At 62.8% G+C, this 13,311-nt stretch carries 12 protein-coding genes and 1 tRNA gene; 5 read left to right on the forward strand and 8 right to left on the reverse strand.

Translation table 11 applies throughout. The features are described from left to right. Positions 1–69: 69 nt before the first annotated feature. Positions 70–1,815 (forward strand): cholesterol oxidase substrate-binding domain-containing protein, encoded by a 1,746-nt coding sequence (locus YH3_RS04200; protein ID WP_064443467.1) that lies wholly within the window; start codon positions 70–72, stop codon positions 1,813–1,815. A 5-nt stretch (positions 1,816–1,820) separates the two neighbouring features. Here YH3_RS04200 and YH3_RS04205 read toward each other — a convergent pair whose 3' ends face one another. Both YH3_RS04205 and YH3_RS04215 read right to left on the reverse strand, forming a co-directional pair. Then, entirely contained in the window at positions 1,821–2,489 is a 669-nt protein-coding gene (locus YH3_RS04205; protein ID WP_042446741.1) for a hypothetical protein, read from the reverse strand. A gap of 149 nt (positions 2,490–2,638) precedes the next feature. Continuing rightward, positions 2,639–4,255 carry a DHA2 family efflux MFS transporter permease subunit gene (locus YH3_RS04215; RefSeq protein WP_064443026.1) on the reverse strand — a complete coding sequence of 539 codons (1,617 nt, stop codon included), beginning with the start codon at positions 4,253–4,255 and terminating at the stop codon, positions 2,639–2,641. 120 nt (positions 4,256–4,375) lie between these two features. On the opposite strand from YH3_RS04215, the gene YH3_RS04220 reads away from it, so the two are divergent. Next, on the forward strand, positions 4,376–4,852 hold the full coding sequence (locus YH3_RS04220) for a MarR family winged helix-turn-helix transcriptional regulator (protein WP_003943458.1): 477 nt from the start codon (positions 4,376–4,378) through the stop codon (positions 4,850–4,852). Between the two features lie 57 nt (positions 4,853–4,909). Here the strand turns inward: YH3_RS04220 and YH3_RS04225 are convergent, their stop codons facing one another. Beyond that, positions 4,910–5,941, reverse strand: a complete 1,032-nt coding sequence (locus YH3_RS04225) for an ABC transporter substrate-binding protein (RefSeq protein WP_003943522.1) — start codon at positions 5,939–5,941, stop codon at positions 4,910–4,912. Positions 5,942–6,130: 189 nt separating this feature from the next. Between YH3_RS04225 and YH3_RS04230 the strand changes: the two genes are divergently transcribed. Continuing rightward, positions 6,131–7,687: an acyl-CoA synthetase gene (locus YH3_RS04230; protein WP_054827461.1), complete on the forward strand. Its 1,557-nt coding sequence runs from the start codon at positions 6,131–6,133 to the stop codon at positions 7,685–7,687. Position 7,688: 1 nt separating this feature from the next. Here the strand turns inward: YH3_RS04230 and YH3_RS04235 are convergent, their stop codons facing one another. From YH3_RS04235 to YH3_RS04250, 4 genes are all read right to left on the reverse strand, one after another. Beyond that, positions 7,689–8,042 (reverse strand): VOC family protein, encoded by a 354-nt coding sequence (locus YH3_RS04235; protein WP_042446659.1) that lies wholly within the window; start codon positions 8,040–8,042, stop codon positions 7,689–7,691. Positions 8,043–8,118: 76 nt separating this feature from the next. Continuing rightward, entirely contained in the window at positions 8,119–8,442 is a 324-nt protein-coding gene (locus YH3_RS04240) for a hypothetical protein (protein ID WP_003943496.1), read from the reverse strand. 74 nt (positions 8,443–8,516) lie between these two features. Continuing rightward, positions 8,517–8,590: transfer RNA gene (locus tag YH3_RS04245), tRNA-Pro, on the reverse strand. A gap of 54 nt (positions 8,591–8,644) precedes the next feature. Further along, positions 8,645–9,613, reverse strand: coding sequence for a metallophosphoesterase (locus YH3_RS04250; RefSeq protein ID WP_003943461.1), 969 nt, complete (start codon positions 9,611–9,613; stop codon positions 8,645–8,647). Positions 9,614–9,745: 132 nt separating this feature from the next. Here YH3_RS04250 and YH3_RS04255 point away from each other — a divergent pair, with 132 nt between their 5' ends. Continuing rightward, positions 9,746–10,222 carry a GatB/YqeY domain-containing protein gene (locus YH3_RS04255; protein ID WP_003943491.1) on the forward strand — a complete coding sequence of 159 codons (477 nt, stop codon included), beginning with the start codon at positions 9,746–9,748 and terminating at the stop codon, positions 10,220–10,222. 95 nt (positions 10,223–10,317) lie between these two features. Here YH3_RS04255 and YH3_RS04260 read toward each other — a convergent pair whose 3' ends face one another. Continuing rightward, positions 10,318–12,687 (reverse strand): transglycosylase domain-containing protein, encoded by a 2,370-nt coding sequence (locus YH3_RS04260; RefSeq protein ID WP_003943525.1) that lies wholly within the window; start codon positions 12,685–12,687, stop codon positions 10,318–10,320. 291 nt (positions 12,688–12,978) lie between these two features. On the opposite strand from YH3_RS04260, the gene YH3_RS04265 reads away from it, so the two are divergent. Continuing rightward, positions 12,979–13,302: a WhiB family transcriptional regulator gene (locus YH3_RS04265; protein ID WP_007732375.1), complete on the forward strand. Its 324-nt coding sequence runs from the start codon at positions 12,979–12,981 to the stop codon at positions 13,300–13,302. Positions 13,303–13,311: the final 9 nt, after the last annotated feature.

Here is a 13,311-nt window from a genome sequence, read left to right on the forward strand (position 1 = left end):
TTCTACGTTCGTCCCTGACATGAACCGAGTCGGCTGACGGAGTGAGCAGTGGTGCATCAAGCAGAGCGCATGGCAGAGCACAGCTCGAGCGAAGACGGTGTGAGCCGGCGCGGATTTCTCGCAGCGAGTGCCGGCGCAGCTGCTCTCGCGGGCATTTCCTGGGCGCCGGCTGGAGCAGTTCCCTGGGGTTCGGCATCGACCATCGCGCCACCGCCCGGATTTCCGTCGGACATTCCGTTGTCACAGCAGGCGTACGCGAACTGGTCTCGAGAAATCATGCTCGACAGCGTGTGGACGGCCACGGCACGTCACAGCGATGACGTCGTCACCCTCGCCAACTGGGCGTTCGACAACGGGTACACAGTGCGTGCGAAGGGAACGATGCACGGGTGGAGTCCGTTGACGGTGGTGCCCGGCGCGCCTTCGGATCGAGTTCTGCTGGTCGATACGATGGCCAAACTGAATTCGGTTGTGGTGCAGCACGGCACGCCCGCAACGGTCACGGCGGGCGCCGGCGCCAGTATCGAAGCGATTCTGACAGCGCTCGAGCGAGAAGGGCTCGGCTGGGCCAACTCTCCGGCGATCGGTGAGCTGTCCATCGCCGGCGCGCTGGCGATCGGTGCTCACGGGGCAACCTATCCGGCTGTGGGGGAGACGATCACCCCTGGTCAATCGTATGGTTCGCTGAGCAACCTGATCACCGAGATCACGGTGGTGGCGTGGGACGAAGGCATCAATCGGTACGCACTGAAGACATTTCACCGATCGGACGTCGAGAGCACCGCCTTCCTGACCCATCTGGGTCGAACCTTCGTCACCTCCGTGACGCTGCAAGCCGGGGAGAATTATCGGCTGCGGTGCCAGAGTTTCACCGACATTCCGTGGCAAGAACTCTTTGCTGCTCCCGGTTCGCCAGGGCGTACCTACGAGAGTTTCGTCGAGAAATCCGGACGGGTGGAAGCAATCTGGTTCCCGTTCACGCAAACACCGTGGCTCAAGGTCTGGACACCGACCCCGGTCAAACCGCCGGAGTCCCGAGAGGTGAGCGGGCCGTACAACTACTTCTTCTCCGACGCGATTCCCGAAGAGGTCACCACCCCGTTGGGGATGGTGGCACAGGGTCTCCAAGGTGCGACACCGCTGTTCGGCGCCTCTCAGTTCGGCGCTGTAGCAGCAGGATTGGTGCTGACCGACACCGACGATCTCTGGGGCTGGTCGAAAGACGTTCTGTTCTACCTCCGGCACACGACCTTGCGCGTCGTAGCCGGGGGCGGAGCCGTGATCACCAAGCGGTCCAACATCGGCCGAGTCGTCCACGAGATGACGAGTTGGCTGAACGAACGAATGACGCACTACGCGTCGCTGGGGCAGTATCCCGTCAACATGCCGTTCGAAGTGCGTCTCTGCGGTGTCGACGATGACGGCGAGGTGTTGGTCGACAGCGCCGGAGTGCCGGACCTGTCAGCGGTGCGGCCGCGGGCGGATCGTCAGGACTGGGACACAGCGATCTGGATGAACGTGGTCTCGATTCCCGGCACCGCGGGATTGCCTGCCTTCCTTCGCGAAATGGAACGGTGGATGGTCGCGAACTACTCCGGCGATTACGCGACCTTCCGTCCGGAGTGGTCCAAGGGGTGGGCATTCACCGATCAGGCGGCGTACCAGGACGACGAATTCCTCACCAGCACAGTGCCTGCCACCTTCCGTGCCGGTGGCGACGGGAATTGGGACTTCGCTCTCGCCACTCTCGACGAACACGACCCACACCGCGTCTTCAGCAATACGTTCCTCGACCGCGTATTGCCACCCAGCTGAATCTCCTACTGCGGAAGCGGTTTGCGCCAACATACGTCGGTGACACGGATACGCTGATTGTTGTCACCGTTCCAATCGACGCTCAGCCCCTGAGTTCGGAGTGCGTCGGCTACCTGGCGCCCGACGGTCTGATCGGTGTGCGCGATCATGTGTGCCTTGGCGGTTTCGTCGCCGCCGAAGGCAGCGGCGACCAGTGCGGGATCGAGATCGTGGGCCGGACGAAACGCACTGTAGGACAAGTAGAGATCGGACGGCTCGTCGCCGAGACGCTCCGCATCTTGCATGTGGAAGAACGTGTACGCCCACTGAGCAAAGGGATACCCGTTCTCGTCGGGTTCGGACGGCGTGCGTTCGTCGTCGATTTCAGTAGTGCCGCACTGCATGCAGCAGGTGAAGTTCATCCGGGCTACGATGCCGTTGCGCTCGAGATCAGCGAAGGCTGCGGAGAGGCGCTCGAAGTCGCCGGGAGCCGTCCACTGGGTCTGCTCCCCGAGTCTGTGGTCCCAGACCTCACGCACTACTGCGTCGATCTGTCTGCCGAGTTCGTCGTTCTCGAAGCCGCCCTCGACACAGTCTCGGGCGGCTTCGCAGATTTCGTCGAACGTCGCGAAACCTGGGAGTACCAGTTCGCGTGCTTGCTCACCTACGGCGACGATGTCGGCCTCACTGAGCACCGGTGCTGACCGTGACTGTGCTGACCGTGACTGTGCTGACCGTGACTGTGCTGACCGTGACTGTGCTGACCGTGACTGTGCTGACCGTGACTGTGATGACCGTGACCAGGGCAATCGCATACCGGCACCGTACTGCACCGATCCGACCGTCAGGCGACGTCGGCTGCTGCTTTCGTTTCCTCCTCGTTTGACGGGGCCGGCTTGTTCGGGATGAGCGCCGTGGCGATCAGGCCCACCACGACAAATCCGGCCGCAAGGTATCCGCCGAGTGTGATGCCGTGAGTCATCGCAGATTGGGCAGCGTCGGCGACGAAGGCAGTGTTCGGTGAACCGGCCAGCGAGTCGATGGCGGCGCCTGCGCTGTCGGTGACTGCCCGCGTCAACTGATCAGCCTGAGCTTGGTCGACACCGGATCCGGTGAGGTCGTTGTTCAGCGTCGAATTGAGAGTGCTGAAGAAGACCGTGGTGAGGACAGCGATGCCCAGTGCGGATCCGAGTTGGCGGAACGCGCTCTGAATGCCGGAGCCTTGACCGGCGCTCTGCTCGGGAATCTCCTCGAGCACCACGTTGGTCACCTGGGCAGTCGCAAAACCGACGCCGATTCCGTAGAAGAACAGCACTGCGGCGATAGTCCACCAGGGGCTGTCTGTCGCAGCGATGAATCCGAGGCCGGCGAGACCGAGCGCTTCGAGAGCCAGGCCGATACGGACCAAGCCCAACGGCGAGACCTTCGATGCCAGCCCGAAGCTCGCACCACTGGCGACAAAGCTGCCGATGGCAATGGGAACCAGCGCGAGCCCTGCCTGGAGGGCGCTGTATCCGAGCGTGAACTGGAGCCAGAGAGGAAGCACCGCAACGATTCCGAACTCGCCGAGTCCGATGATCAGCGTCGCGATGTTGCCGTTGCGGAACGACGAGATGGAGAACAACCGCACGTCCATCAGCGCCCGCGACGGATCGGCGCTGCGGGTGAGCATGGTTTGACGGTAAGCGAACGCACCGAGCGACAGAACGGCGAGAACCAGCGCCACCAGAACCGGCGACGGGCCGCTGGACCATGACAGACCGAATAGATCGAAGGGTTCCTTCGTCGTCAGCCACCCGTACGTTCGTCCCTCGACGAGTCCGAAGGCCAGCAGGCCCAGGCCGGCGATGGACAGTGCCGCTCCGGTGGCGTCGACGCGCCCTGCGGTGCGCGTCGAGGGTGCGATGAACAGCACTGCGCCGATGAGAATGAGCGCAGCAAGCGGAATGTTGATCCCGAATGCCCAACGCCATGAGGCATGTTCGGCAAGCCAGCCGCCGAGCAATGGGCCGAGGGCGGATGCAGCGCCGATGGTGGAGCCCCAGACCGCGAAGGCCTGGCCGCGCGCCTTTCCGGTGAACATCGCGTTCAGAAGCGACAGTGACGTGGGCAGGATCATGGCCGCGCCGGCGCCCTGCAGGAAGCGCGCCAGGATGAGCAGACCGCCGTTCGGCGCCAGTCCGGCCAGCAGGCTCGTTGCGCCGAACACGACGACACCGGCGATGAAGATACGACGGGCGCCGACCAGGTCGGCAACTCTGCCGACCAGAAGCAGGAGTGCCGCGAACACGATTGCGTAGGACTCTTGGATCCATTGAGCCTGAACGGAATTGATCCCGAGATCTTCGATGATCGAGGGAACTATGACGTTGACGATCGTGGTGTCGACGACGATCAGTGCCACGCCGAGTGCAATGGCGATCAGGCCCAACCACTTGCGGGTGGTGGGTGAGATGTTCACGAATAAACCTCCATTGTGAAGTAACTTTATTATGAAGGTATATTTGAGGCGGTAAGTTGTCAACGTGCGCGCTGGGTTCGACCGGCCGCCGTCTGGCACAGGAAAGGTGGGATCACCGAGGTGGAAGCACCGCGCGACATCTCCGTGGAGCGGGAGCGGCTGATGGACGAATTCCGCGCGTACGGTGGCACGTTCACCGAATTCAGCCATCGATTCGCGTCGTGGCTCGGCCTGCATTCCACCGACGCGACTGCCTTGATGGAAATCACCGCTGCCGAGGAGAAGGGGACGCCGCTCTCACCCGCCCGCCTCGGAGAGCGGATCTCGCTGACGTCGGGTGCAACCACCGCGTTGCTCAACCGCCTGGAGAAGGCGGGACATATCGTCCGGACCCGAGAGAATGCCGACCGGCGAGTGGTCACGCTGCACAGCAGTGCGCATGTGCAGGACCTGGCGGACGAGTTCTTCGGGCCCCTTGCCGTGCGACTCGACGCCATGATGGCGAAGTACCCGCCCGAACTGCTCAGTCGATTCGAGGAATTTCTCGTCGACCTTCACTCGACGATGAACGAACACCTCGAGCAGGACAACCGCTGAACAAAAAACGCCGCTCGACTCCGGAGAGTCGGGCGGCGTTCTTTGTGCCGGTGACGGCTACTTGCCGAGCTTGGCCTGCAGGTCGTCGAGAACCAGGCCGGCACCTGTCGGGCCGAGGCCCAGGAACCAGGTCTCGTCGCTCACCTCGGTGGCGCGTCCTTCCTTGACTGCGTCCATGCTGGCCCACAGTGGTCCGGCAACAACCGTGGTCTGGCCCGTGTCGGCGGGATTTCCGTAGCTGGAGTAGAAGATTCGGTCACCCTCCGCCTCGGTGATCGTTTCGGGGCTGACCTCGACGGCCAGTTCGTCGATGTCCTGGATCGCCGGGCGGGGCAGGCCGACGTCCTTCAAGATGACGCCGATGAACGACAGATTGCCGTACAGGCGCAGCTTCCCGGACATGAAACGAACCAGTGAAACGGTCGGGGAGCCGTCGATCGACTCACGTACCTTGTCGGCGTGCTCTTGGTAGTCGTTGAGAACCTGCTCAGCCTTGGTCTCCTCGCCGAGTGCGTCACCGGCAAGGAGGAAGTTCTCCTTCCACGGAAAGCCGGGGCGGATGCTGAAGACCGTCGGAGCGATTGCCGCGAGTTGCGGGTAAAGCTTGTCCTGGCGCAGCTTGCTGCCGAGGATCAGATCGGGCTGCAGTGCGGTGATCGCCTCGAGGTTGAGGTTGTTGGTCGTGCCGACGTCGGGGACACCGACCAACTTGTCCGCCAGGTACGACGGCTGACCGGCGGCGCTTTCCGGGCTGGCGATGCCGACCGGGGTGATCCCGAGCGAGAGAACCTCGTCGAGTTCACCGCTGTCGAGGACGACGACGCGGGTCGGCTTGGCCTCGAGGGTGGTCTCGCCCAGGGCATGGGTGATGGTGCGAGGGAACTCGCCTGGCGCGGCATCGCTGCCGAGCTTCGCGGTTTCCGTGTCGGCGGTGCTGAACAGCTTGCCGCCGGTCGCGACATCGGTGTTGCCGTTTGCATTGCCGCCGGCGTCGGAAGAGCCGCAGGCCGTAGCGGCAAAAACAGTCGCCAGAGCAACCATGGCGACCCGGACCGACGTGCGGCTCCGGAGAGTGGTGCGTGAGTGCATTAGGCTACCCTACCTTTCGGCTATCGGGCTTGGTCAGGGAGGTGTCCGCACCGTTGATGCCAGGTGAGCGGCGCGTCAGGTCTCGCTCAGCGGGACCGCTACGCAATTCGGACTACAGGGTGCGACCAACGTGTTAGCTTCGCGAAAGACCTGTACTGGTAAGCGAAGACGCGTGTAGTGAGGATTTCGATGACCCTGAACATTGCCGATCTGTTCGAGGCCGTTGCCGATGCGATCCCCGATCGAGTTCCCTTGATTCTGGAAGACGTGCGATTGAGCTACGCCGAACTCGAACTGCGATCGAACCGACTCGCTCATCATCTGCAGTCGGTGGGCGTCGAGCCTGGGCAGCACGTCGGTATTCACATGCGTAACTGCGTCGAGTACGTCGAAGCGCTTCTGGCTTGCTTGAAGATCAGAGCGGTACCGATCAACGTCAACTTCCGCTATACCGATGCAGAACTCCTGTACATCTACACCAACTCTCAAATGGTGGCACTGCTGGTCGAAGAGGAATTCGCGCCGACGGCATTGGCCGTGGTTCCGCAGTGTCCGGAGATCACCCACGTGTTGATCGTCGGCGAAGACTACGAGAACGCCCTTGCCGCGCAGACTGATACCCGCGACTTCGGCCCTCGCAGCAACGACGACCATTTCATCATCTACACCGGCGGCACAACCGGAATGCCCAAGGGGGTGGTGTGGCGGCACGAGGACTTCTTCTTTGCCGCCCTGTCCGGAGCGAATCTCAGCGGGCCGCCGCGTCGTAGCCTCGAAGAGGTTGTGGATGCAGCTGCAGCGAACACCAATCCAACTGTGCTGCTACTCATCCCGCCGCTCATGCATGGAGCCGCAATCTATTCACTGCTCACGGCATTCCTCATGGGAGCGCCCCGAGTGCTGACCCGCAGCTTCGATCCGATGGAAGTGTTGCGACTGGTCGAGGCCGAGAAGATCACCGGAATCACCGTCGTCGGCGACGCAATTGCTCGGCCGATCGCCGACGCCATCACCGCAAGCGAAGGCCGCTACGACCTTTCGACTCTCCAACTGATCGGGTCGGGTGGCGCGTTGTTCTCCCCGAACCTGAAAGCAGAACTGACAACCCGACTACCGGGGTTGGTGATCAAGGATGCATTCGGTGCTTCGGAATCCGGCAACGACGGCGTCGTCGAATTCGGTGAGGACGGTTCCAAGCGAATTCGATCCAACCCCAACATGATTCTTGTGGACGACGAATTCCGTCGCATCGAACCAGGCTCGGACACAGTCGGTTTCATCGCCCGGGCCGGCCATGTTCCTGTTGCCTACTTCGGCGACCCGGCCAAGACTGCTGCAACTTTTCCCGTCGTCGACGGGGTTCGTCTGGCGGTACTCGGGGACATGGGCACGATGGAAGCCGACGGAACCATCGTGCTGCTCGGGCGCGGTTCGATGTGCATCAACTCCGGCGGCGAGAAGGTCTACCCCGAAGAAGTGGAGCAGGCACTCAAAACTCACCCGGCAGTTTTCGACGCCTTGGTAGCGGGTGCGCCCGACACTCGATTCGGTGAGAAGGTCGCCGCGGTGGTGCAGGTTCGACCGGGATTCGAAGATGTTGCGACGGAATCATTGTCGGAGCATTGCCGCACCCACGTCGCCGGGTACAAGATCCCCCGCTCGATCGTGCTCGTACCAACCATCCTCCGCTCGCCCAGCGGTAAGGCCGACTACCGTTGGGCTCGCGAAACCGTAGCGGGAGCGTAAATCACCTTCCGGCACTTCGGACGACGCACCACTCGTTTCCCTCGGGATCCAGCAGCACCTGAAAGGTGCCGGCCGGGTCCTGCTGGACAGTACCGACCCGAGTTGCGCCGAGGCGCTCGGCAGCTTCGGTCGCAGCGACGACGTCATCCACACTGACGTCGATGTGTAGACGATTCTTCGTCAGCTTGGATTCCGGTACACGCTGGAAGGCGAGGCGAGTCCATCCTGGAGGGTCGACAAACGCCCACTCCGCGCTCCGCTCCACCGGCTGCCCACCGAGGATTCCGGCCCAGAAGGTCGCCAACTGGGCTGGTGCGGAGCAATCCACAACTACTTCATCGACCTGCCCGATCACCGCTTCACAGCTCCGCTGAATTCGGCTGTCACAGCTGCACTCAATTCGGCTGTCACACCTGCGCTGAATTCGGCTGTCACAGCCAGGGCTCGATCGGCTTCTTCACCCACATGATCTTCTCGTCCGGATGCTCACGCCGAGCTTCGGGACGGTCTGGGTTGGCTGCTGCCCACACGGCTTTCTCGTCGAGCAGTCCGGCCGCGATCGTCCAGGTCTCCCGCGTGCTCGGCGGATTGGCGCCCGCCGCCCGCGCAAGCTTGCGCAGCCGATCGTCGGGCATGTCGAGCAACTCTGCACTACTGATATCGCGATCCCAGGCGAACTTGGCAAGACCGACAGCTTTCTCACGTCGGCTACGGCTCGCCATGTCGTTGTGCGCGAAGTCTGGTTCGGATGCCACGGCTTCACCTTATCGTCAACGAAATCGAGGCCCTCCCGCGTAAGCGGAAGGGCCTCGATTTCTGTTCTTCACTGTCGGGGTGGCGGGATTTGAACCCACGACCTCTTCGTCCCGAACGAAGCGCGCTACCAAGCTGCGCCACACCCCGTGTCGAACCTCGGTTAGCTTACATTACCGAGTCGACTGACATTAAATCCGCAGGTCAGTTGCGTAGAACCGACGCTGGAGACTCTGCGGAACTGTGTGCGGAGACATGCTCCGGTTCGCGCCTGGTCGCCGGAACCAAAGTCAGCAGAGTTGCCTCGGGGCGGCAGCAGAAGCGTGCCGGAGCCCACGGCGAAGTGCCGATGCCTGCTGAGACGTGCAGCTGGGTGTGTGCGCCCCACTTCGACGGTCCCTTGACCCGGGATCGGTCGATCTGGCAGTTGGTGACCAGCGCGCCGTAGAACGGAAGGCACAGCTGACCACCGTGCGTGTGGCCGGCGAGCACCAGGTCGTAGCCGTCGTCGGCGAACCGGTCGAGAACTCGAGGTTCGGGTGAGTGCGTCAGGCCGAGCTTGAGCTGGGCGACGGGATTGGGTGTTCCGGCGACGGTGTCGTAGCGATCGCGCTTCAGGTGCGGATCGTCGACGCCGGCGGCAGCAATGCGAATACCGGCCACTTCGAGTTCGCGGCGCACGTGGGTCATGTCCAGCCATCCACGTTCGGTGAACGCGGCCCGCAGATCGCCCCAGGGGAGGGGATCTCCGGTGATGCGCTTGTCCTTGTTGAAGATGTAGCTCAGTGGATTCTTCGGTTTCGGAGCGAAGTAGTCGTTGCTGCCGAAGACGAACAGACCCGGCCGAGCCAACAGATCGCCGAGCGCCTGGACCACTGCCGGGACGCTGCGCTGATGCGACAAGTTGTCTCCGGTGTTGACCACGAGGTCGGGGTCGAGGCCTTCGAGCTCACGCAACCAATTCTGTTTCAACCGTTGGTTCGGCATCATGTGCAGGTCGCTGAGATGGAGGACCCGCAGCGACGACGAACCGGGCGCCAGGACTGGCATCGTCACCTCACGCAGTGCAAATGCATTGCGTTCGATGCCGGATGCGTACCCGATCCCTAGTGCAGCGGCGCCCGCGGCACCAAGTGCGGTGCGGGTCAGATTGGTGCGGAACTGGGAAGACACCTCTCAAGGATACGGGTGTGGCGTTCTTCTGCGTCGCTCTCGCTGCCTTTTACAGCTATTCCACAGAGAATTGTGTCCGGGCGGAGGTAACTATCGGCACGCTCGAAACGCCGAGCGCGTAGCGTTTCCACCATGTCCGACACGACACCATCGCTCAAAGCCACCCTCCGAACCGACATGGTTGCATCCATGAAGGCGAAGGATCCGCTACGTACAGCCACCCTTCGGATGCTCATGGCAGCCATCCAGACCGAAGAGGTGGCCGGTAAGGAAGCACGGGTCCTCACCGACGAAGAAATCATCAAAGTCCTTGCAAAGGAATCGAAGAAGCGCGGCGAATCGGCCGAGATCTACACCGAGAACGGCCGCGGTGAACTTGCCGCGAAAGAGCGCGCCGAAGCTCAGATCATCGACGAGTACCTGCCGACGCCGTTGACCGACGCCGAACTCGTCGACGTCGTCGACACCGCCCTCGCTCAGGTGTCCGAGGAGCTCGGTGAGCGTCCGGGTATGCGTCAGATGGGCCAGGTCATCAAGGCCGCCAGCGCGCTGGCCAAGGGCAAGGCCGATGGCGCACGTATCTCTGCAGCAGTGAAGTCCCGCCTGTAGAAGCGCGCCACCGGAAACCGAAAACGGCCGCGAACTCCGAGTCACTCGGAGATCGCGGCCGTTCTTGTTTTCAGGGCCGTCAGTTTTCAGGGCCGTCAGTTCGGTGGGGTCCCCGCAGGCGGTGCGGGTTCGCCTCCCGGCGGAGTCGCATCCGGGGGAGTCGCGCCCGGTGCCGGAGCTGCTGGAGCTGCCGGGGATGCGGGTGCTGCCGGAGCCCTTACGGACCCGTCACTGATGTAGATCGTGACGGTCGAACCCGGGATCGCGGACCCGGACGGCGAAACTCCGGTGACCGTTCCCGCCCGTGCTCCGGATGCCGTGGTCACGGAATTGACCGTGAAGCCGGACGCCTGCAACCTCGACGTCGCCGCCGACTGGCTCAGGCCGACAACCTCGGGAACCTGGCCGTTCTGTGATCCCCGTGCGTACTTCTCGTCGATCGGGGGCAGCGAGGTGGGCCCGAAGTTGTTGGCGACCGGGTTCATTGCCGCGAACCAGGATCTCGCCGGTTCGGTACCGCCGTACAGGTTGCCGCTGTAGCAGGGGCGTAGCGGGCTCGAGCAGATCTCGCCGGGCGTCGGGGAGTCGCCGAAGATGTAGACGGCCGCAGCGAGGTTGTTGGTGAAGCCGAGGAACGCCGAGGACTTGTGGGTCTCGGTGGTACCCGTCTTGCCCGACATCGGCAGGCTCCATCCGGCGCTGCTCGCGGCACCGGCAGACGTACCGGCGCCGACGTCGTCACGGCTCATGGCGTTGGCCAGTGTGTCTGCCAAGCCGGGCTCGACGACCTGCTCACAGCCCTGCTCGGTGACGGCCACCGGCTTGCCGTAGCGGTCGAAGACCGAATCGATGGGACTCGGCGGGCACCACTTGCCGTGCGAGGCGAGAGTGGCCGCGACGTTGGAGAGTTCGAGCGGGTTGATCCAGGTGGGGCCGAGGGTGAACGAACCGAGGTTTTGTTCCTTCTGGAAGTCGGCCATGCTGCGCTCGTCGAAGCCCGAGGTGTTGGGATCGGCGTACGAGCGCATGCCGAGACGGACAGCCATGTCGACGGTCGGCGTGACGCCGGTCGCCTCGATGAGCTTGACGAAAGCGGTGTTTGGGGACTGCGCCAGGGCGTCGGTCACGGACAGCGTCGGCGGATAGTTACCGGCGTTCTCCACGCAGTACGTCGAGACCGGGCAGCCTGCCGCACCACCGCTACCCATGCCCTTGGCTTCGAAGCGCTTGGGCACGTCGAGGGTCGCGTTGATGCCGAGGCCCTTCTCCATCGCCGCAGCGGTCGTGAAGATCTTGAAGACGGAACCCGCACCGTCACCGGCAAGGGAGTACGGCTGCGCCTGGACGGTTTCGTCGGCGTCGGCATTGAGTCCGTACGTGCGACTGCTGGCCATCGCGATGACCTTGTGTGAATCCTGGCCCGGCCTGATCACGTTCATCACGTTCGCGATGCCGTCGAGGTTGGCGCTCGCGTTCGCGTTCAGTCCGGCCTTGGTGGACGCCTGGACCTGCGGATCGAGAGTGGTCTTGATGAGGTAACCACCCTCGTTGATCTGGTCGCGGGTGATTCCGGCATCCGAGAGGTACTTCAGTGCGTAATCACAGAAGAATCCGCGATCGCCTGCAGCGATGCAGCCGCGCGGCAAGTTGTTGGGGGTTTCGAGGACGCCGAGGGGCTCTTCCTTGGCTGCACGGAACTCGTCGGCACGATCCGGAATGTTCGTGATCATGGTGTCGAGCACGGTGTTACGACGCTCGGTCACGCCCTCGACGTTCGTGTACGGGTTCAGCGCGGAGCTGGACTGAACCATGCCGGCCAGCATCGCGGACTGCGGAACGGTCAGATCTGCGGCGTCGACGCCGAAGTAGGTCTGAGCCGCGTCCTGAATGCCGAAGGATCCGTTGCCGAACGGTACGAGGTTGAGGTACCGGGTGAGGATCTCGTCTTTCGTGAGTTCCTTGTCCAGCGTCAGCGCCATCCGGATCTCGCGGATCTTTCGGGCCGGGGTGGTCTCGATGGCAGCGCGGCGCTCGGCATCCGTCTTGGCCACGACCAACAGTTGGTAGTTCTTCACGTACTGCTGATCGAGTGTCGACGCGCCCTGCTGCACTTCACCGGTCGTCGTGTTGGTGAGGAAGGCGCGCAGCGTTCCCTGCCAGTCGACGCCCTTGTGGTCGGGGAACCGGCGGTCCTCGATGGAGACGATCGCCAACTTCATGTTGTTGGAGATCTTCTCGCTCGGGACTTCGAAGCGTCGTTGGTCGTACAGCCAGGCAATGGGATTGCCTGCCGCATCGACCATGGTGGACACCGCGGGGACCGTGCCTTCGACCAGTTCGGCCGAGACGTTGTCGACGGTATCGGCGGCGCGATTGGACGCGAATCCGAATCCGCCGGCCACCGGGAACATCACCCCTGCGACCAGGACACCCGCCAATGCGGAGCTTCCGGCGAGCTTCGCCACTGTTTTTGCAATCGACACGATCTACAGAGTACGTGTGCCCACCCATTGGAACCGGTTTCAGTGTTTTGCGGGTGTTCAAAACCTCCTGAACACGCGCTTTGTACTGCCGTACCAAAAAATGCTCCCAACCGTCTTGCGTTAGGGGCGTTCTTTACCTAAATTGTGATCAGTGTGATCGACGTAACACTCGATCACGAATGTGTCTCAGCTTTCACGTGCTACCGCGAGACGGCTGAGATGGTGCGCTGCTCGCCTCATGGCGACGGTCAGACTTTGTAGAGGGGACCCAGAATGTACACAGCCACCCCGAGTAGCCGTTTGGACATCGAGCAGGCCGAGGCACGAATTGCCTGGGTAACTCAGGCGCGATGCCGCGAGGTCGATCCCGACCAACTTTTTGTTCGTGGCGCCGCACAGCGCAAGGCAGCCACCATCTGCCGTCACTGCCCGGTCCTCATGCAGTGCGGAGCAGATGCTCTCGACAATCGTGTCGAGTTCGGTGTGTGGGGCGGAATGACCGAACGTCAGCGCCGTGCACTGCTCAAGCAGCACCCCGACGTCGACTCCTGGTCCGAGTTCTTCGAAGACCAGCGCCAGCATCACTCAGCAGTCTGATCCAGGTCG

Source organism: Rhodococcus sp. YH3-3 (assembly GCF_001653035.1).
Lineage (GTDB): Bacteria > Actinomycetota > Actinomycetes > Mycobacteriales > Mycobacteriaceae > Rhodococcus_F > Rhodococcus_F qingshengii.

Coding starts and splice junctions, on each gene's coding strand:
- YH3_RS04200 (WP_064443467.1), top strand. CDS start 70: ATGGCAGAGCACAGCTCGAGCGAAGACGGTGTGAGCCGGCGCGGATTT.
- YH3_RS04225 (WP_003943522.1), bottom strand. CDS start 5,941: ATGCACTCACGCACCACTCTCCGGAGCCGCACGTCGGTCCGGGTCGCC.
- YH3_RS04230 (WP_054827461.1), top strand. CDS start 6,131: ATGACCCTGAACATTGCCGATCTGTTCGAGGCCGTTGCCGATGCGATC.
- YH3_RS04255 (WP_003943491.1), top strand. CDS start 9,746: ATGTCCGACACGACACCATCGCTCAAAGCCACCCTCCGAACCGACATG.
- YH3_RS04265 (WP_007732375.1), top strand. CDS start 12,979: ATGTACACAGCCACCCCGAGTAGCCGTTTGGACATCGAGCAGGCCGAG.